The following is a 19,102-nucleotide window of genomic DNA, read 5'->3' on the forward strand; positions in this document are numbered from 1 at the left end:
GCGTCGTCCTGGTCAGGGCTGGACGATGCACATCCCGCCGGGGGCGGGCCGGTCCATTCCGGTCAGCGCGTCGGGCACCTCGGCGAGCCCGATGGTGCGGGTGATCAGCTCCGCGGGGCGCAGCACGCCGGTGGTGACCAGCCGGAGCAGTTCCGGGTAGGCGTGCGCGGCCATGCCGTGGCTGCCCCGCAGCTCCAGCTCGTACGCGATCACCAGATCCATCGGCAGGGCCGGGCGGCCCTGGGCGGCGGGGAGGAGGCCGACCTGCACGTGCCGTCCGCGCCGCCGCAGGCTCTCGATCGAGGCGGTGCAGGTGGCGTGACTGCCCAGGGCGTCGAGCGACAGGTGGGCGCCGCCGCCGGTCACCTCCCGGACGGCCGCGGCCACCGCGCCGGGCCCGGTGAGGGCAGCGCCGTCCAGACACACCGCGGCCCCGAAACGGCGGGCCAGTTCGAGCGCGCCGGGGGCGACGTCGACCGCCACCACCTGGGCGCCGTAGGCCGCGGCGATCATCACCGCGGACAGCCCCACGCCGCCGCAGCCGTGCACCGCCACCCACTCGCCCGCGGCGACCCGCCCCTGGCCGAGCACCGCGCGGAACGCCGTGGCGAACCGGCAGCCGAGCGCCGCCGCGGCCGGGTAGCCCAGCTCGTCGGGGAGCCGGACCAGGTTGACGTCGGCGTGCTGCACGGCCACGTACTCAGCGAACGAGCCCCAGTGGGTGAAGCCGGGCTGGGTCTGCCGCTCGCAGACCTGCTGGTCGCCGGAGAGGCAGGCCGGGCACTGCCCGCACGCGCAGACGAACGGCACGGCGACCCGGTCGCCGGAGCGCCAGCCGCGTACGCCGGCGCCGACCGCCGTGACCACGCCGGCGAACTCGTGGCCGGGCACGTGCGGCAGGCGGACGTCCGGGTCGTGCCCCTGCCAGCCGTGCCAGTCGCTGCGGCACAAGCCGGTCGCCTCGACCTGGATGACGGCGCCCCCGGGCGGCGGCACCGGGTCCGGAACGTCGCGGACCTGGGGCCGGACACCGAACTCGTCGAAGATCACGGCACGCATGCGTCGCATCCTCACATGCGCCGGCACCGCGCCCAACGGGGGGTGACCGAGCGGGAAATCGCGGGGACGTTGGCAGGGCGACGGCCGAAGTCAGCTTCCTGGTCGGTCCGGACCGGGTGGTGATCCGGCCGCTCGACGCGGCGCGCGGCTACGTGGTGCGGGACGGCGAGCCGGCGGCCGAGGCGATGCTTGCCGCACGGCCCTGCGCCACCGGGGCGCCGCCAGGAGCACGACGGCCAGGGCCGCGGCGGCGCCGAGGCCGAGGACCGCCGGGAAGGACAGCAGCGACCGGTCCCCGGCCTGACCGTGGTGCTCGCCCTCGCCGGCGGACGCGGCATGGTCGTCCGTCTTCTCACCCGGGGTGACCAGGCGGCCGACGGACGCGCCGGGGGAGAGGGCGAAGCCCCAGTCGAGCAGGGCTCCCGCCTCGCCCAGGCTGCCCAGCGGCGCGGTCTCCGCGCCGAGCAGGGTCACCGTGAGCCGCCGCCCGTTGCGCTCGGCCACCCCGACGTACGTCTGTCGAGCCAGGTCGGTGAAGCCGGTCTTTCCGCCGAGCGTTCCCGGGTAGTGGTCCAGCAGCGTGTTGTCATGGGTGATGGCGAAGCCCGGGGTGCCCGCGTCGCCGGCTATCTGGGCCACCCGGGTCGCGATGTACCGCCGGAAGTCCTCGCGGGCGTAGGTGGCCCGCGCGATCAGCGCCAGGTCGTACGCGCTGGTGTACTGGCCGGGACCGTCCAGACCGGAGGGCGTCGCCGCGTGGGTCTGATTCGCGCGCAGCCGGTGCGCCTCGTTGTTCATCGCCTGCACCCCGCCCGGCCGGCCGGCGGCGGCGCCGCCGACGCGGGCCAGCACGTTGGCCGCGTCGTTGCCCGACTTGAGGAGCAGCCCCAGCCACAGGCTCTCGATCGAGTAGCGGCCACCCTCGACCACCCCCATCAGCGAGCTGGCCGGATCGAGATCCTGCAGATCAGCCCGGGTCACCTCGACCATCTGGGTCGGGTCCAGGCGGGGCATCAGGGCCGCGGCCAGCAGCATCTTCTGCACGCTGGCGGGCGTGCGGAGCTCGTGCGGGCCGCACCCGCCCAGCACCGCGCCACTGTCGAGGTCCGCCACGAGCCACGAGGTGGCCGTCACCGCCGGCGCCGTCGGCGCACCCACCGGAATGGCCAGGCCGGTCGTGGCCAGCGCGGCGCCGCCGACCGCCCGATCGGCGGCACCGACCGGTGGTGGAGACGCTACGGCGGGCGGCGGCACCGCCGGCTTCACGGCCGGGCAGGGCAGGTCGGGCGTAGCGGCCGTCCGCGTCGGTGACCCGGCCACCACAACCGGCGTGGCCAAAAAGGCGCTGAGTGCTACGGCGGTAACGCGAATGATGGTCACGTCAATGCACCGTAATTCGCCAATCTGGCGAGCCCGGCCGGGTTGCCGAAAGTAGTCCAGCGACAGCTCGAAATCCGCCACCGCAGCGGGCTCGCGTTCCTTCTGCTTCTTCGCGAGGCTTTCTTCCGACGGTCCGGTTTCATGGCAGCCGGGAGGGCGGCGGAGTGCCTGCCGGAGGTGCCCGGCCCGACGGCGATCCGTGCGCTGCTGGCGAACCGGCGCACGGCGGTGCAGTCGCGCTCGATCCGGATCAGCCGGGAGTTGCGGGTGCCTCCCGGGCCGAGTCGCCGTAAGCGGAAGCGCCGGGCGCAACGCGGCCGGGACGGGATGGGCGAGCAGTGGCGTACCCACTGTGGTCGGAATGGTCACGAACGGAAATGACCGGGCCGGTTCACGCCATAAGTGAATGCGCGGGGAAAGGTTTCCGGAGCTTTGCTCGACGGTTCCGCTGAAATCGCCGCAGACATCTCTCGTTTATGGCGAAAATGTGGGCGGAGGGAAAGCCATGAACGGGGGGACAATATGGAACTGAGGCAGCGATTGAGGCTGCTGTCGGTGACCATCGCGGCCACACCGTTGGTCCTGGCGGGATGCACCGCCGACCGCCTGCCGGGAGCCCGACAGGTGAACACGGCACCGCCGCAACTGACCGTGACACCCGGCGACCACGCGGGGGACGTGCCGGTCAGCGCGGAGGTGGGGGCCACCGTCAAGGACGGGAAGATCACCTCGGTGCGGTTGACCGACGACAAGGGTGCGCAGGTGCCGGCCGAGCCGCGGGAGGACGGGTCGAGCTGGGTGCCGGCCAAGCCGTTGCAGAATTCGCGGACGTACACGGCGGAGGTGACCGCGACCGGTGGCAAGGGGCGGACGACCACGCAGAAAGCGACGTTCAGGACAATGGCGAAACCGGACAACAGACAGGCCGTGACCACCGTCCTGAATTTCGCCGCAGACCAGACGTACGGGACGGCCATGCCGGTGGTGGTCACGTTCGACCCGGCGATTCCGAAGGAGGCCCGGGCGGACGTGCAGCGGCGGTTGTTCGTGAAGACGGATCCGCCCCAGCCGGGGACCTGGTCCTGGCTGGACGACGGCAAGCAGGTCGAGTACCGGGCGCCCGACTTCTGGCAGCCCGGCACGAAGATCAGCGTGCGGAGCGCGCTGGAAGGGCTGCCGATCGGTAAGGACGCCATCGGCGACGCGGACCGGTCGGGCACCTCGAAGATCGGCCGGCAGGTGTCGCTGGACATCGACAACGCCACCAAGCAGATGGCGGTCTACCAGGACGGCAAGCTGCTGCGGAAGATTCCGGTCAGTCTCGGCAAGCCGAGCACGCCGAGTTCCAGCGGCACCATGGTGATCATGGAGAAGTTCGACTACACGACCTTCAACACCATGGGTGACCCGAATGGCGGTTACATCGTCGACGTCGAGGACGCCCAGCGGCTCACCAACGGCGGCGAGTTCATCCACGCCGCACCGTGGTCGGTGGGGGATCAGGGCAACGCCAACGTCTCGCACGGCTGCACCAACGTCTCCAACGAGAACGCCGACTGGCTGATGGGGATCACACAGGTCGGCGACCTGGTGACGGTCAAGGGCACCGAGGTGGCGCTGGATCCGGGCAACGGCTGGACGGCCTGGAATGTCGGCTGGGACGAGTTCGCCAAGGGCAGTGCGCTGCCCGTACCGGTCGGGCTGAGGCCCACGGTCACGGTCACGGCCACGCCGCAGCCGGGACCGGTGGCCGGCGGGTCGGCGCCCGCCCCCGCCCGCTCCAACAGCGGCGGCTGATCCGGGCGTACGCCTTCGCACGATCGCGCCGCGGCCTGCGATTCCGGACGCTCTCCGGCCGCAGGCCGCGGCGTTGATCTGGTTCGAAACAATCGGGCATTCCGCACTTATTGGAAGAAAGTGTGCTTAGCTGCATGAAACGCGGGTGCCCTACGCCAGGAAGGGATTGGCATGCACGGACGTGAGCTGCACGGACGTGAGCTGCGCGGTCTGCTGCATCCGTTCCTCCTGCTCCTGATCTTCGAACGGCCCGGCCACGGGTACGACCTGATCGACCGGCTCCGGGATCTGGGAATGGCCGATGTGGAACCCGGCCACGTCTACCGGGTGCTGCGCGGCCTGGAGCGCGACCGGTCGCTGATCTCGGTGTGGGAGACCGCCGGAGCGGGGCCGGCCCGCCGGTGCTACCGGCTCACCGCCAAGGGCGGCGACGATCTCCGGTCGTGGACCGTCCGGCTGGCGCAGCTCGACCAGGTCATCGGCGCCTGCCTGCGCCGCTCGGCCGGCGCCTTCCGCGAGGCGCGTCCCGGGGCGCCGACCGGTACGCCGCTGCCCACCGACCGGTACGCCGCGGCCCACTGAACGGAGGAGCATGGAGTCCCCTGTGATGCCGGCGGTTGGCCGCGCGTTCGCCCGCCGGGTCGCCCCGGCGCAGGCGCTCGCCGGCGACGCGCCGCAGATCGCCCGTGCCTGCTACGAGATGGCCATCCGCTTCCACCGCGGCGGAAAGCTGATCGTCTTTGGCAACGGCGGGCCGGCGACCGATGCCCAGCACATCGTGGTGGAGTTCGTTCACCCGGTCATCGTGGGCAAACGGGCCCTGCCGGCGATCTCGCTGACCAACGACGCCGCCACCCTCACCGGGATCGCCCGGGCGGAGGGCTTCGACGAGGTGTTCGCGGCTCAGCTGCGCCTGCTCGCCGCCCCGGAGGACATCGCGCTCGGCCTGTCCGCCGATGGCCGGTGCGCCAACGTGCGGCGCGGTCTGGCGACGGCCCGCGACCTCGGTCTCCTCACCGTCGGACTCCTCGGTGGCGATGGCGGTGACATCGCTCGGGACGCAATCGCCGACCACGTCGTCGTCGCACGCTCCGAGGACCCGTGCATCGTCAAGGAGGTGCACGTGACGATCTATCACATCCTGTGGGAGTTGGTGCATGTGTTGTTCGAGCAGCCCGGACTGCTGGAGCCGGAGCTGGTGCGGTGAACCCGCAGCCGGCGACGACGACCCGGGCCGTGCCCGAGTGCCACGACGACGTGTGCATCACCTGTTCCGATGCGGCGGTCGCCGTCCGGATACGGGAGGTGTTGGCCGGCGGCTTGGCGATTGTCGACACGGACGCCGGGCCGGAGGAGGTCAGCGTGGCCCTGGTCGACGCCGGACCGGGCGACGTGGTGCTGGTGCACGCCAAGGAGGCCATCGCCGTGGTGGAGAAGCGGTCGTGAGCGCGAGGAGTGCGCCGGGTCTGCGAGCCCCGCAGTCGCGAACCGCGGTGGCCCCGTGAGCGCGAGGAGTGCGCCGGGTCTGCGAGCCCCGCAGTCGCGAACCGCGGTGGCCCCGTGAGCGCGAGGAGTGCGCCGGGTCTGCGAGCCCCGCAGTCGCGAACTGCGGTGGCCCCGTGAGCGCCGGGATCGAGGGCGCGATCGGAGCGCTCTACCCGTTCCTGGACACCCGACCGACCGACGTGGACGCGGTGCTCGCCGAGGTGGCGCAGTCCACGGCGGCGAAGGCGGCGGAGATCGTCGCCCTGCGCGAATCCCTTGTCGCCGAGCACGGGCAGCAGCTGGTCGACTGCGCCCGCCGGTGCTCCGCGGCTTTCCGGGCCGGCGGCACGCTGTTCGCGTTCGGCAACGGCGGCAGCAGCACCGACGCGCAGGACATCACGCAGTTGTTCCTGCACCCACCGGCGGTCGCCCGCCCGTTGCCGGCCATCTCCTTGGCCCACGACGTCGCGTTGATCACCGCACTCTCCAACGACGTGGGGTTCGAGGTGGTCTTCGCCCGGCAGCTGGCGGCGTTCGGCCGGGCCGGGGACATCGCGGTCGGGCTGTCCACCAGCGGCGGATCGAACAACGTGCTGCGCGCATTCGAGGAGGCGTCCCGGCGCGGCATGCTCACCATCGGGCTCGCCGGGTACGACGGCGGCCGGATGGCCGAGTCCGAGTTCGTCGACCACCTGTTCGTGGTGCCGTCGGCATCGGTGCACCGGGTCCAGGAGGCGCAGACGACGGTCTACCACGTGCTCTGGGAACTCACCCAGCAGGCGCTGGCCGACGAACTCTGACCGGTCGTCATGGACCTGGCCAGCGTGCGGCGGGTGCACGTCCGCGTCGAGGGCATCGTGCAGGGGGTGGGCTTCCGGCCGTTCGTGCACGCGCTCGCCACCGAGTACGACCTGGCCGGCTTCGTCGGCAACGACACCGCGGGCGTCTTCGTGGAGGTCGAAGGGGACGGGGAACGGCTGGCTGCCTTCGTGGCCGACCTCGGTCGGCGGGCGCCGACCCTCGCCGAGGTCGAGCGGCTCACCACCGAGCCGGTCCCGCCGACCGGCCGGCCCGGTTTCGCCATCGTCAGCAGCGTCACCGGCGCCGGCCGGGACGCCCTGATCTCCCCGGACACCGCCACCTGCCCGGACTGCCTCGCCGAGCTGGCCGACCCGGCGGACCGACGCCATGGCTACCCGTTCACGAACTGCACCAACTGCGGCCCGCGGTTCACGATCGTCGAGGACGTCCCGTACGACCGGCGCACCACCACCATGGCCGGGTTCCCGCTCTGCGCCGAGTGCACCGCCGAGTACGCCGACCCGGGGAACCGCCGCTTCCACGCCGAGCCGGTGTGCTGTCCCGCCTGCGGTCCCGCCCTCCGCTTCGTCACCGCCGACGGCGCCCCGGTCCCCGGTGACCCCCTGGACACCGCCGTACGGTGGCTGCGGGACGGCCGGATCGTCGCGGTCAAGGGCCTCGGCGGCTACCACCTTGCCACGAGAGCCGACGACGATCGGGTCGTCACGGCGCTGCGCGCCCGCAAGCACCGCGAGGAGAAGCCGTTCGCCGTGATGGCCGCCGACCTGCCGACGGCACGCACCCTGGTCGACGTGGCGCCGGCGGTCGAGCCGGTGCTCACCGGCCCCCGCCGTCCCGTGGTGCTGCTGCCCCGCCGCGCCGACGCCCCGGTCGCCGGGTCGGTGGCGCCGGGCAACCGCGAACTGGGGGTGCTGCTGCCGTACACGCCGGTGCACCAGCTGCTGCTCGGGCGGCTGGGTATGCCGATCGTGCTGACCAGCGGCAACGTCTCCGACGAACCGATCGCGCACCGCGACAACGACGCCCGTCGGCGGCTCGCGCCGATCGCCGACGGCTTCCTCGTGCACGACCGGCGGATCCACGTCCGGACCGACGACTCGGTGGTCCGCGTGTTCCGCGGCCGGGAACTGCCGGTCCGGCGGTCCCGCGGTTACGTGCCCGCCCCGATCACGCTGCCGTGGCGGTTCGACCGGCCGGTGCTGGCCTGCGGCGCGGAGCTGAAGAACACCTTCTGCGTGGCGAAGGGACGGCGTGCGTTCGTGTCGCACCACATCGGCGACCTGGAGAACTACGAGACGCTGCGGGCGTTCACCGACGGCATCGCGCATTTCACCCGGCTCTTCGACGTCCGGCCGCAGGTCGTCGCCCACGACCTGCATCCCGAGTACCTGTCCACGAAGTACGCCCTGCAGCGCGATGACGTCGAACTGCTCGGCGTCCAGCACCACCACGCCCACATCGCGTCCTGCCTGGCCGACAACGGCGACCCCGGCCCGGTGATCGGCGTCGCCTTCGACGGTCTCGGGTACGGCCCGGACGGCACCCTCTGGGGCGGGGAGTTGTTCGTCGCGGACCTAACCGGGTTCGAGCGGGTCGGTCACCTCGGCGCGCTGCCGATGCCGGGTGGGGCCGCGGCGGTACGCGAACCGTGGCGGATGGCGGCTGCCTACCTCGACGAGATCTACGGCGACGCCGTACCGGAGCTGCCGGTGCTGCGCCGACACGAGCGGCAGTGGCCCGCGGTGGTGGCGCTGGCGCGGACCGTGACGAACTCGCCGCGTACCTCCAGCGCCGGCCGGCTCTTCGACGCCGTCTCGGCGCTGCTCGGCCTGCACGACCGTGTCACGTACGAGGGGCAGGCCGCGATCGCCCTGGAGCAGCGGGCCCACCGTGACGAGCGCGGCGGCTACCCGGTTGAGGCGGGCGGCCCCGTGCCGCTCCTGGAGGCCGGGCGCGGGCTGGTCCGGTGCGTGGTTGACGACCTGCTCGCCGGCGTGGATCCCGGCCGGATCGCCGCGCGCTTCCACCATGGCCTGGCGGACGCGGTGGTCCGGTCGGCCGGAGTCGTCCGGGAGAACACGGGCCTGACCGCCGTCGCGCTCTCCGGCGGGGTCTTCCAGAACGTGCTGCTGCTCGACCGGGTGGTGAGCGGGCTGGAGCGGGACGGCTTCCGGGTGCTGGTGCACTCGCGGGTGCCACCCAACGACGGTGGTATCTCGCTCGGCCAGGCGGTGGTGGCCGCCGCCCGGACCGCGTGTAAGGAAGGGCCCCTTCCTATCGCTTCTTGCATAGGAGGGGGCCCTTCCTAACACCCGGCCGGGAGGCTGTAGGCGCGTTCGGACCGTCGTCAGCAGATGCGGGGGAGTGGGTCGCCGACCAGCATGTCGACCACTCGGGTGCCCCCGAACGCGGTCCTGAGCAGCACCATTCCGGGCGGGTCGGCGGCGACGCGGCCGATCACCGCCGCACCTTCGCCGAGCGGGTGGCCGCGCAGTGCCGCCAGAGCGGCCTCCGCCTGCGTGCCGTCCACCACGGCGACCAGGCGTCCCTCGCACGCCACGTAGAGCGGGTCGATGCCGAGCAGCTCGCAGGCGCCGGTCACGGCCGGCCGCACCGGTACGGACGCCTCGTCGACGATGACGGAGACCTGCGCCGCCTGCGCCATCTCGTTGAGGACGGTCGCCACACCGCCGCGGGTGGCGTCGCGCAGCAGCCGCACCCCGGGAGCCGCGTCCAGCAGGGCGTCCACCAGTCCGGGCAGCGCCGCGGTGTCCGAGGCGAGGTCGGCGGCGATGTCCAGTTCGCCGCGGGCGAGCATGATGGTGACTCCGTGGTCGCCGATCGGCCCGGAGACGACGACCGCGTCACCCGGGCGGATGTGCGCGGCGCCCAGGCTCAGCGGCCGCTCCAGCACCCCGACGCCGGCCGTGCTGACGTAGCAGCCGTCGGCCTTGCCCCGCTGCACCACCTTCGTGTCGCCGGTGACGACCTGGACTCCGGCGCGCGCCGCGGCGGCGGCCATGGAGGCGGTGATCCGCCGCAGGTCGGCGACGGGGAAGCCCTCCTCCAGGATGAACCCGGCCGACAGGTACAGCGGCCGGGCACCGCTGACCGCGAGGTCGTTGACGGTGCCGTTGACCGCGAGGTCGCCGATGTCCCCGCCCGGGAAGAACAGCGGCGACACCACGTACGAGTCGGTGGTGAACGCCAGCCGGCCGGTGCCCACGGAGAGCACGGCGGAGTCTTCGAGCGCCTCCAGCGTCGGGTTGCGGAACGCCTCGACGAACAGCCCTTCGACCAGGCTGTGCGTCGCCTTCCCACCCGCGCCGTGCGCGAGCGTGATCCGGCTCTCCCGAATCTTCGGCGCGCGCCGGCGGGCCCGTTCGATGCGCTTCAGCACCTGCTGCTCCGGCGACAGCCGCCCCGGCTCGCGCTCGGTCGTCGCCTCCGTCTCGGCCACCGGGCGCTCGGCCCGCCCGGCGGTGCGTTCGGTCGTCATGCCCGGACCGCATCTGTCAGCCGCTGCCTGGTGAAGCGGCCGAAGTTGTAGTAGGCCGCGCACGCGCCCTCCGAGGAGACCATGCACGTGCCGATGGGGGTCTCCGGCGTGCACGCGGTGCCGAACACCTTGCACTCCCAGGGCTTGAGCACTCCTTTGAGCACCTCGCCGCACTGGCAGGCCTTCGGGTCGGCCACCCGTACCCCGGGCACGTCGAAGAGCCGCTCGGCGTCGTACGCCGCGTACTCGTCCCGCATCCGCAGGGCCGAGTGCGAGATGAAGCCGAGGCCGCGCCACTCGAAGTACGGTCGCAGCTGCATGACCCGGCCGATCGCCTCCAGCGCCCGCAGGTTGCCGTCCCAGGGCACCACCCGGGTGTACTGGTTCTCCACCTCGCAGCGGCCCTCGGCGAGCTGCTTGAGCAGCATGAAGACCGACTGCAGGAGGTCCAGCGGTTCGAACCCGGCACATACGAGCGGCTTGCCGTAGTCGCGGGCGATGAACTCGTACGGTCGGCAGCCGATGACGGTGGAGACGTGCCCGGGCCCGAGGAAGCCGTCGAGTCGCAGGTCCGGTGAGTCGAGGATCGCCTTGATCGCCGGAAGGATGGTGACGTGGTTGCAGAAGACCGAGAAGTTGTCGATCCCCTCGGCTGCCGCCCGCAGCACGGTCACCGCGGTCGACGGTGAGGTGGTCTCGAACCCGATCGCCATGAAGACCACCCGGCGGTCCGGGTTGTTTCGGGCGATCTTCAGCGCGTCCAACGGTGAGTACACCATCCGGATGTCCGCGCCGGCCGCCTTGGCGTCGAGGAACGAGCCGGTGCCGCCGGGCACCCGCATCATGTCGCCGAACGCCGTCATGATGACGTCCGGCTCGTGGGCCAGGGCGATGGCGTCGTCGATCCGGCCCATCGGGATCACGCAGACGGGGCATCCCGGCCCGTGCACGAGTGAGACCTGCTCCGGCAGGTAGTCCTCGATCCCGTGCTTGTAGATGGTGTGCGTGTGACCGCCGCAGACCTCCATGAACTTGTACTGCCGTCCCGGTTCGCACAATGCGGCGATCTGGGTGGCCAACGCCTGGGCCTTGTCCGCGTCGCGGTACTCGTCGACGAAACGCATGGAACCACCGCTCCTAGGTGATGTCGGATTCGGCGAGCGCCTGCAGCTCGTCGGTGTACGCCTGCCCGAGGCCGGCCAGCATCGCCAACGTGGCGGCCGCCTCGGTCTCGTCGATCTTCGACATGGCGAACCCGACATGGACGAGCACCCAGTCTCCGATGCCTACCTGATCCGGACCGAGCAGGCCGATGCTGATCGCCCGCCGGACGCCGACGACGTCCACGATGGCGAGGTCGTCGCGGCCGGCTTTGATTTCGACGATCTCGCCGGGGATTCCTAGGCACATCGGCTCGTTCGTCCTTCCCCGGTCACATTCTCTCGATCTTCATGTAGCGCCGTAGCGCGGGAAGTTCCTTCCAGAACAGTCCCACCACGGCGACGCCGGCCACCAACGCCAACAGCTTTCGCACAGCTCACCTCCTTCGGACCACGCCGGCTCAACCCGGCGGCAGGTTCGGCATGATCGGCAGGATCGGGCCGTGCTTCTTGGGCCGGATGCCGGTCGAGCGGCGGGCATCCACCGTCCCGTCATCGTGATGGCCCGACTGCTTCCTTCTCCGCGAGTTGCCCTCCTCGACGCCCTTGGTGTGCGCCGGCGCGTCGAGTTCGACATCGGGATCGCCCACTCGGATCTCGCCCATCACCGTTCCCTCCATCAGTCGTTACCGGATGGCCGACCATGCCGTCGGCCGAGATCGTCGAAGAACTTCGCGATCTCCCGCCACACCGCGCTTCCCCCGGACATGCCCGTCCAGTGCTGCCGGATGAGCGCCACGAGCCGGAAGCAGTCGTCGAGCGGCACCACCCACTGTTGGTCGCCGCCGTGCCGCTGTTGGCCGCCGCCGTGCGGCGTGCCGGTCCACACCAGGAACGCCTCCAACCGTGGCGTCAGCTCGGCCAGCGCGGGTGAGCGTGCCTCGATGGCCCGCCAGGCGCCGGCATGGATCTCCGACTCGGTCGTGCCGAGGGGGCTCGGGTAGTGCCCGAGCACCCGGCCGTCCGGCTGCTTCACGAAGAACACCAGGCCGACCGGCACGCCGAGCTCGTCGGCGGACAGCCCGGTCAACCGCCTGCCCCGGGTGGGGAGGAGCTGGTACCGGCCGCCGCCGGCCGCCTCGCGTTCGAACAGCAGGGAGCACGGGGTGCAGGCGCACATCAGCTCCCCGTCCTGCTCGTCCCACACGTGCCGGTGTTCGGGGCGGACCGGCCCGGCGCACATGCCGCAGCGGTCGACCGTGGCCGCGCGCTGCCCGGCGCGGCGGATCGCCCGCTGCAGCGCGCCCGTGGTCATGTCGCGCCACCCAACGCCAGCGGCCCGGCGGCGCGCGTCGTCGCCGCCTCGGGCCGGTCCGGCCGCTGCCACAGAGCGGTGACCGGGATCAGTGCCGGAGCCGGCGCGGGCGCCACCACGTCGACGGCGGACAGCTCCGGCGCGAACGTCAGCACCTGCTCCCGCACCAGATCCCCCAGGGCCGCGCCGCCACCGCCGCACGACCTGGCGGACAGGCTGATCCGCGCCACCTCGTCCTGAACACCGATCAGCGCGATCTCGGCACCCTGCGCGTGCAGCTGCGGCCGGAGGTCGTCGACCGCCCGCGCCACCCGCCGGTCCAGCGGATCCGGATGGACGCGGTGCAACAGCAGCAGGTGCCGCAGCAGCTCGTCGTCGGTGAGCCGGTCGAGCGCGCGGGGGCTGCCGGCGGCGAGGTCGGTGACCCGGGCCAGCGCCTCGCCGTACACCTCGGTCAGCACCTCGACGGCCTCCAGCGCCAGCTCGGCGGTGCGGCCCGGGGTCTGCTCGAGCTGGGCGAGCACGGCGTCCAGGCGGGCCAGCCGCGGCTCGACGGCGGCATCGTCGAGCCGCGGGAGGTCCGGCTGCTCACCCATGCGACGCGCCGAACATCGGCGAGTGGATCTTCTTGAGGGTGCGGCCGCCGCCGACGTACATGTGCACGCCGCAGGGCAGGCAGGGATCGAAGCTGCGCACCGCCCGCATGATGTCGACGCCCTTGAATTTGTCCGGGCCGTTCTCCTCGAAGATCGGCATGTTCTGGATCGCGTCCTCGTACGGCCCTGGGGTGCCGTAGCTGTCGCGGGGACTGCCGTTCCACGGCGTAGGCGGATACGGGTGGTAATTGGCGATCTTGCGGTCCCTGATCACGAGGTGGTGCGACAGGGTGCCGCGTACAGCCTCGTGGAAGCCGCACCCGATGGCCTCGTCCGGCACGTCGAACTCGGTGAAGACCCGCATGTCCCCGGCGCGCATCCGCTCCATCGCCCGCTCCAGGAAGTACAGCGACATGGCCGCCGCGTACGCGATGAAGTAGGCCCGCGAGCGGTCCCGCTCCAGGGCGTTCGACCACTTCGGAATCTTCCACTCCAGCGTCATCTCGGGCAGGGTCTGGCTCTTCGGGAGCGAGATCAGCACGCTCTGCCCGGTCGACTTCACATACGGGGTGTCGACCATCTTCGCCAGCGCCGTGGTGTACAGCCGGGCGAAGCAGCCGCCACCGGTGTCCAGCGCGAGATGGTCCCCGGTGTTCTTGTCGAACCAGCGGGGGCTCATCACCCAGCTGTACTTGTCGCCGAAGTCGCGCTTGCCGGGATCCGGGAGGGTGGTCTGGTTCCACGGGTGGCGGATGTCGACCGGATTGCCGAGCGGGTCGTATTTGACGAAAGGCTCTTCCTCGCCCACCCAGTCCTTGTAGTAGGAGCTGCCGAGCAGGATGCGGATGCCGAGGTTGATGTCGACCAGGTCCGTGGTGAGTAGCTTGCCGTCGACGACGATGCCGGGCGAGACGTGCATCGCCCGTCCCCAGTTCGTCATGGTCTCGTACCGGTAGTCGACAACATCGGGGTTCTGGAATGCGCCCCAGCAGCCGAGCAGGACCCGGCGCCGGCCGACCTCCTCGTAGCCGGGCAGCGCCTCGTACCAGAAGTCGAAGATGTCGTCGTTCAGGGCGACGGACTTCTTCACGAAGTCCAGGATGCTGATCAGCCGGCTCAGGTAGTCGGTGAACAGCGACGGCTGCGGCATGGTGCCGACGCCACCGGGGTAGACCGTCGACGGGTGAACGTGCCGGCCCTCCATGAGGCAGAACATCTCCCGGGTCGTCCGGCTGACCTTCAGCGCCTCCTTGTAGACCTCACCCTCGAACGGGTTGTAGGCCCGCATGATGTCGGCGATCGTCCGGTAACCGTGGATGTCCCGGCCGGGCGCGGCGGTCTTCTCCGCCAGGGCGAGCACGCTCGGGTTGGTCTGCTTGACCATCGCCTCGCAGAAGTCGACGAAGACGAGATTGTCCTGAAAGAGGGTGTGGTCGAACATGTACTCGGCGGCCTCGCCGAGGTTGATGATCCACTCGGCCAGTGGCGGGGTCTTGATGCCGTACGCCATGTTCTGCGCGTACACCGAGCAGGTCGTGTGGTTGTCGCCGCAGATGCCGCAGATCCGGCTGGTGATGAAGCCGGCGTCCCGCGGGTCCTTGCCCTTCATGAACACCGAGTAGCCGCGGAACAGCGACGACGTGGTGTGGCATTCGGCGACCACCCGATTCGTGAAGTCGATCTTGGTGTAGACGCCGAGGTTGCCGATGATCCGGGTGATCGGATCCCACGCCATCTCCACCAGTTCGCTGGGTTCCTGGCCAACGGCCGGCTTCGGTTTCGTCGCGGTCACGGCTTGTTCCTCTCCACTGCCGCCTGTCGACGGGGATCTGCTGGGGCGTACGGGCGCCACCGGGGGTTGTAGCCGCTGGTGAGTTCAGGACCGTTGTGGTGCCACTTCGGTTCCTTGTTGGCGGTCACGTTGGTGATGCTGCGCAGGCGGCGGATCAGGGCGCCGTACGGCTTGATCATCAGCGTGGAGAGGCTGCCACCGGGAGGCATGTCCATGAACGGCATGAACTTGTCGGGGAAGCCCGGCATGGTGCAGCCGATGCAGATGCCGCCGACGTTGGGACAGCCACCCACGCCGCCCATCCAGCCGCGCTTCGGGACGTTGCAGTTGATGACCGGCCCCCAGCAGCCGATCTTCACCTGGCACTTGGGCGAGTTGTAGTCCTTGGCGAAGTCGGCCTGCTCGTAGTAGGCGGCCCGGTCGCAGCCCTCGTGCACGGTCTTGCCGAACAGCCACTGCGGCCGCAGCATGTGGTCCAGCGGCGGGGGTGGTGCCGAGCCGGCGGCGTGGTAGAGCACCCAGGTCAGGGTCTCCATGAAATTCTCCGGCTGGATCGGGCAGCCGGGCACGTTGACGATCGGCAGACCGCCCTGTGACCGGAAGTCCCACCCGAGATAGTCGGCCAGGCCCATGCAGCCGGTCGGGTTGCCCGCCATGGCGTGAATGCCGCCGTACGTCGCGCAGGTGCCGGCGGCGACGACCGCCCACGCCTTCGGCGCCAACTGGTCGATCCACCAGTTCACGGTCAGCGGCTCGCCGGTGGTCTCGTCGTTGCCGAACGACGTCCAGTATCCGTCGCCGTTGATGTTCTCGTTCGGGACCGAACCCTCGATGACGAGGATGAACGGCTCGCGCATCTCCCCACGGGCCGCTTTCCGGTACGGCGCCAGGAACTCCTCGCCGCCGGCGGTCGGCGACAACACCTTGTTGTGCAGGTTGACCTTCGGCAGGCCGGGAATGAGCCCGAGCACGACGTCCTCGATCGCCGGCTGACCGGAGGCCGTCATCGACACGGTGTCGCCGTCACAACTCATGCCCTCGGAGATCCAGAGAATGGTGACCTCGTCGAACCCGTTCTCCTGCGGAATCATCGCGGTGTCGCCCGTGCCCTGCGTCATGTGCGTGGCCTCCCTTGCATCCGATCCCGCAGCCGGTCGTAGATGGCCGCCACCGGCACCGCGAGGGTTAGCGCCGGCGGCTTGTCCGGCGCGTGCGGGTGCGGGCGCGTCGGGGCCCGCTGCTTGCCGTGGTCGATCTCCTGGCCCAGCTCGCGGAGGGCCTGCTCGTCGGCCCGGGCGCACAGCTGCGGCATGAGCTCGTTCTCGTCGTCCCGCACATGCCGGGCGACGGCGGACGCCAGCCGCTCCATCAGCTCGTCCTGCGCGTGATCACCGGTCCGGCTGCGGTCCAGCTCAAGGAGCAACTCCTTGATCGGCCGGTGCCCGGAGAGGTGCCGGTCGACCTGGCCGTCAGCCAGGACCTTCGCGGCGAACGGGTAGAAGAGAACTTCCTCCAGTGCGGCGTGCTTCGACAGCTCGCGAATGAGGATCTCCACGACGCCGCGGCGCTGCGCGTCCGATTCCGCTGCCCGATAGTCCCGAAACAGCTGCTCCACCACGCGGTGGTCGTGCCGGAGCAACTCCGTGGCGTCCATCAGGCCGCCCCCCGTCCGGCGCTGTCCAACGTGATCGATTCCAGTACGACGTCGTCGCTGCCGGTGACGTCGATGTCGACGCCCCCGCACTGGGGGCAGGACACCATTGCGAGGTGGTCGTCGACCGGCCCGCTGCGGCCGCAGCCGTTGCAGGCCACCGTCATCGGTTCGAGTACCAGGTCGACGGCGGTGTCCGCGGCGACCGTGCCGGCCGCGGCCAGCTGGATGCCCTGCGTGACGACGTCGCGGTCGACCGGATGACCACCGATGCGCACCCGCAGCCCGGTGACCCGGCGGCCGGCGGCCCGCCGTACCGCCGCCGCCACGATCGCCTCGGACAGACCCGTTTCATGCATGTGTGCTCACCCCCCGTTCGCTGCCGTTTGCGGGCGTGCCTGGTGCCGGCCCCTCGCCGCGCCCCAGCCGCGCGGCTTCCTCCCGTAAAATGCCCGTCACCGTCCGGACCGCCTCGTCGACTGCGGCGGCCACCGGAGCCGACAGCTCCATGCGCTCGTCGAGGGCCGCGGGACGGCAACCCACCACGAGGACCCGGTCGACGCTCCCGCCCAGGCCGCGCAGCAGGCGCAGCACCGATTCGGGATCCATGCCGTGCGCGTCGGCGGCGGGCGCGTCCAGCACGTCGGCCGGCCGTAGCGTCCAGCCCGGATCGTCGAGGTCCACCTGGAGTACGGCCAACGTCCCGGGCGGTTCGTCCATCGGCAACGCGTCCACCAGGACCAGCACGTCGTGGCGGCCGTCCAGCAAATCGTAGGCCAGGTGCATCCCCCGGATGCCGTAATCGGACACATCCACCCCTGGTGGGAGGACCGCCTCCCTCAGCCGCCGGACGACCTCGACGCCGAACGCGTCGTCGCCGAGGAAGATGTTGCCGATGCCGGCGACCAGGATCCGTCCGCCGTCGGGGCTGCTCACGGCGCCGCTCACGGGGTCGCCACCTCTCCGGTCAACGGTTCGACCTCCTCGGGACGGAAGTGGCGCAGGCGCCCGTACCACTGGTGCAGCTCCGCGCCCGGGTCGTCGTCCACCGTCACGGCCAGGAATCGTGACCCGTCCACGTCGAGCAGAACCTGCTCCACACGGGCGGTACGGCCCTCCAGGAACATGTCGTGGGCGTCCGTGCCCCGCCGGCGGGGCCGTAACCGGACCCGGCTGCCCCGCGCCAGCAGAGCGCCCGCGACCAGCACCGTCTCGGTCTCCGGCGCGATCGCGTCATCGGCGCCGGGCTCCCACCACGGCCGTTCCGGGTCGGGGGCGGCATCGCCACCCGGGCGTACGGGTGCCAGGGCCCGGATGGCGCCGTGCAACCGTTCGAACACCGCAGGCGGCATGGCCTCGACCCGGTCGACGATCGCGGCGGCCCGGGGATCGGTGGCCCGCGCCTCTCGCTTTTCGGCGTCGGAGAGCGTGAGCGTCCGCAACGAGAGGATCTCGTCGATCTCGGCCGCGTCGTGCAGGTCGCCGGGGCTCTCCGGCGCGATCTGCGGGTGGTCGTAGAGGATGATGGGCGACGAGAGCAGTACGTCGGCGCTGCCAGTTTCGCCGGCGAGCACCGGGAACGTGTGCACGTTGCGGCACTCCCGGGCTGCGCACTGGGCCCACTCTGGCGGGTCGAGCAGGGACAGGAACCGCCCCAGGCTGACCGTGGCCAGCGTGTGGGCCGCCAGCAGGCAGTGGCGCAACGTCTCGTCCCGCGGGCTGTCCGGCGGGATGGTCCCCTCCGTGTTCTCGACGCGGATCACGAGCCGCAGCAAGGGGAACGGCGCTTCGGCCGGGGCGGCGGAGACGGTGACCGACGCGCACAACGGCCAGCGCCGGCGCACCACCCGCCCGACCGGCTCGCCCCGGTCGTCGACCAGCGGCTCGACGTCCTCCCCACCCGGCAGCCGGACGTCCAGCCGGCGGCCCCGCCGCAGGTCACCCACCGACGCCTCGATGTCGAACTCCCGCGGCACCGCCTCGTCGAAGCTGAGCTCCGTGCGGCCACCGACCTCGATCCGGTCGACCGGCCGGTACCCGCCGGCCGTCCGCTGCTCGGTCAGCTTGCGTTGCAGGTGCAGGAACCGCAGCCGGATCCGGACGGTTGCCGGGTCTGGCGCTTCCAGCAGGCACTCGGTCTGCTGCCACGGCGACTCCGCGGAGCCGGCCACGCCGCTGTCGACCAGGCCGTGCGCCGCCGCCCAGATCGGGGGCACCAGGACCCCGAACTGCCAGCGGACCCGGTTCTTGCCCGATGAGCGCCGATAGGGATAGAGCAGATAGCCCTCGTACAGGATCGCGTCCGCGACCGCCTCGGCGCGGTCGATCCGGGAACTGGGGCGATCGGTCGGCACGGTGCTCAACCCCCTTCAGGGCCTGCTCGGAACCCGCTGCGGCAAGCGGTCACCCTGGTCTAACCCGTCCCACCTGGCGGCCGTAAGTGCGTGCCGCCGGTAGGTGCCGAGCGCACTCACCGGACCAGGTGACCCGGCGGCAGACATCGAGGTCAGCGGCTACCAGCAGCGGCACCAGCATCCTCGGTACGGGACTGCTGGAGCCGGCGGCTGATCGAGGAAGGTCGCCACATCACGGACTTGAGGCAACAG

The 19,102-nt window shown here is 71.2% G+C and carries 22 protein-coding genes; 7 read left to right on the top strand and 15 right to left on the bottom strand.

Translation table 11 applies throughout. The features are described 5' to 3' along the window. Positions 1–12: 12 nt before the first annotated feature. Both OG505_RS05500 and OG505_RS05505 read right to left on the bottom strand, forming a co-directional pair. Positions 13–1,059 carry a zinc-dependent alcohol dehydrogenase family protein gene (locus OG505_RS05500; protein ID WP_405431452.1) on the bottom strand — a complete coding sequence of 349 codons (1,047 nt, stop codon included), beginning with the start codon at positions 1,057–1,059 and terminating at the stop codon, positions 13–15. A gap of 90 nt (positions 1,060–1,149) precedes the next feature. After that, positions 1,150–2,439: a D-alanyl-D-alanine carboxypeptidase family protein gene (locus OG505_RS05505; RefSeq protein WP_405431453.1), complete on the bottom strand. Its 1,290-nt coding sequence runs from the start codon at positions 2,437–2,439 to the stop codon at positions 1,150–1,152. Positions 2,440–2,580: 141 nt separating this feature from the next. Between OG505_RS05505 and OG505_RS05510 the strand changes: the two genes are divergently transcribed. From OG505_RS05510 to hypF, 7 genes are all read left to right on the top strand, one after another. Continuing rightward, positions 2,581–2,820, top strand: a complete 240-nt coding sequence (locus tag OG505_RS05510) for a hypothetical protein (protein ID WP_405431455.1) — start codon at positions 2,581–2,583, stop codon at positions 2,818–2,820. A gap of 141 nt (positions 2,821–2,961) precedes the next feature. Further along, complete coding sequence (locus OG505_RS05515) at positions 2,962–4,236, top strand: Ig-like domain-containing protein (RefSeq protein WP_405434396.1); 1,275 nt, start codon at positions 2,962–2,964, stop codon at positions 4,234–4,236. A gap of 171 nt (positions 4,237–4,407) precedes the next feature. After that, positions 4,408–4,818: a helix-turn-helix transcriptional regulator gene (locus OG505_RS05520; protein ID WP_405431456.1), complete on the top strand. Its 411-nt coding sequence runs from the start codon at positions 4,408–4,410 to the stop codon at positions 4,816–4,818. A 10-nt stretch (positions 4,819–4,828) separates the two neighbouring features. After that, positions 4,829–5,443 (top strand): SIS domain-containing protein, encoded by a 615-nt coding sequence (locus OG505_RS05525; RefSeq protein ID WP_405431458.1) that lies wholly within the window; start codon positions 4,829–4,831, stop codon positions 5,441–5,443. Beyond that, positions 5,440–5,682, top strand: a complete 243-nt coding sequence (locus OG505_RS05530) for a HypC/HybG/HupF family hydrogenase formation chaperone (protein WP_405431459.1) — start codon at positions 5,440–5,442, stop codon at positions 5,680–5,682. Before OG505_RS05525 ends, OG505_RS05530 begins: the two co-directional genes overlap by 4 nt. A gap of 173 nt (positions 5,683–5,855) precedes the next feature. Continuing rightward, positions 5,856–6,521 (top strand): SIS domain-containing protein, encoded by a 666-nt coding sequence (locus OG505_RS05535; RefSeq protein WP_405431461.1) that lies wholly within the window; start codon positions 5,856–5,858, stop codon positions 6,519–6,521. A gap of 9 nt (positions 6,522–6,530) precedes the next feature. After that, entirely contained in the window at positions 6,531–8,852 is a 2,322-nt protein-coding gene (gene hypF, locus OG505_RS05540; protein ID WP_405431462.1) for a carbamoyltransferase HypF, read from the top strand. Positions 8,853–8,890: 38 nt separating this feature from the next. Here hypF and hypE read toward each other — a convergent pair whose 3' ends face one another. The 13 genes from hypE to OG505_RS05605 are packed head-to-tail and all read right to left on the bottom strand — an operon-like array spanning position 8,891 to position 18,850. Further along, on the bottom strand, positions 8,891–10,042 hold the full coding sequence (gene hypE, locus OG505_RS05545) for a hydrogenase expression/formation protein HypE (RefSeq protein ID WP_405431464.1): 1,152 nt from the start codon (positions 10,040–10,042) through the stop codon (positions 8,891–8,893). Next, positions 10,039–11,166: a hydrogenase formation protein HypD gene (gene hypD / locus OG505_RS05550; protein ID WP_405431465.1), complete on the bottom strand. Its 1,128-nt coding sequence runs from the start codon at positions 11,164–11,166 to the stop codon at positions 10,039–10,041. Before hypD ends, hypE begins: the two co-directional genes overlap by 4 nt. 13 nt (positions 11,167–11,179) lie before the next feature. Continuing rightward, positions 11,180–11,452, bottom strand: coding sequence for a HypC/HybG/HupF family hydrogenase formation chaperone (locus OG505_RS05555; protein WP_405431467.1), 273 nt, complete (start codon positions 11,450–11,452; stop codon positions 11,180–11,182). A gap of 22 nt (positions 11,453–11,474) precedes the next feature. Continuing rightward, positions 11,475–11,576, bottom strand: a complete 102-nt coding sequence (locus OG505_RS05560; protein ID WP_405431469.1) for a DUF6893 family small protein — start codon at positions 11,574–11,576, stop codon at positions 11,475–11,477. Between the two features lie 27 nt (positions 11,577–11,603). Further along, positions 11,604–11,810, bottom strand: a complete 207-nt coding sequence (locus tag OG505_RS05565) for a hypothetical protein (RefSeq protein ID WP_354973771.1) — start codon at positions 11,808–11,810, stop codon at positions 11,604–11,606. Between the two features lie 11 nt (positions 11,811–11,821). Further along, positions 11,822–12,457 (bottom strand): DUF5947 family protein, encoded by a 636-nt coding sequence (locus OG505_RS05570; RefSeq protein WP_405431471.1) that lies wholly within the window; start codon positions 12,455–12,457, stop codon positions 11,822–11,824. Further along, positions 12,454–13,053 (bottom strand): hypothetical protein, encoded by a 600-nt coding sequence (locus tag OG505_RS05575; protein ID WP_405431473.1) that lies wholly within the window; start codon positions 13,051–13,053, stop codon positions 12,454–12,456. The genes OG505_RS05570 and OG505_RS05575 overlap by 4 nt, the downstream gene beginning before the upstream one ends. After that, the gene (locus tag OG505_RS05580; protein WP_405431475.1) at positions 13,046–14,845 is read right to left on the bottom strand and encodes a nickel-dependent hydrogenase large subunit; all 1,800 of its coding nucleotides are present in this window, start codon (positions 14,843–14,845) and stop codon (positions 13,046–13,048) included. Before OG505_RS05580 ends, OG505_RS05575 begins: the two co-directional genes overlap by 8 nt. Beyond that, complete coding sequence (locus OG505_RS05585) at positions 14,842–15,963, bottom strand: hydrogenase expression protein HypE (protein WP_405431476.1); 1,122 nt, start codon at positions 15,961–15,963, stop codon at positions 14,842–14,844. Before OG505_RS05585 ends, OG505_RS05580 begins: the two co-directional genes overlap by 4 nt. Then, positions 15,960–16,499, bottom strand: coding sequence for a hemerythrin domain-containing protein (locus tag OG505_RS05590; protein WP_405431477.1), 540 nt, complete (start codon positions 16,497–16,499; stop codon positions 15,960–15,962). Before OG505_RS05590 ends, OG505_RS05585 begins: the two co-directional genes overlap by 4 nt. Next, positions 16,499–16,855: a hydrogenase/urease maturation nickel metallochaperone HypA gene (locus tag OG505_RS05595; RefSeq protein WP_405431479.1), complete on the bottom strand. Its 357-nt coding sequence runs from the start codon at positions 16,853–16,855 to the stop codon at positions 16,499–16,501. The genes OG505_RS05590 and OG505_RS05595 overlap by 1 nt, the downstream gene beginning before the upstream one ends. After that, positions 16,848–17,444, bottom strand: a complete 597-nt coding sequence (locus OG505_RS05600) for a hydrogenase maturation protease (protein WP_405431480.1) — start codon at positions 17,442–17,444, stop codon at positions 16,848–16,850. Before OG505_RS05600 ends, OG505_RS05595 begins: the two co-directional genes overlap by 8 nt. Continuing rightward, entirely contained in the window at positions 17,441–18,850 is a 1,410-nt protein-coding gene (locus OG505_RS05605; RefSeq protein ID WP_405431482.1) for a hypothetical protein, read from the bottom strand. Before OG505_RS05605 ends, OG505_RS05600 begins: the two co-directional genes overlap by 4 nt. Between the last annotated feature and the right edge of the window lie 252 nt (positions 18,851–19,102).

It is taken from the genome of Micromonospora sp. NBC_00617, from assembly GCF_045161355.1.
In the GTDB taxonomy this organism is placed as follows: Bacteria; Actinomycetota; Actinomycetes; order Mycobacteriales; family Micromonosporaceae; genus Micromonospora.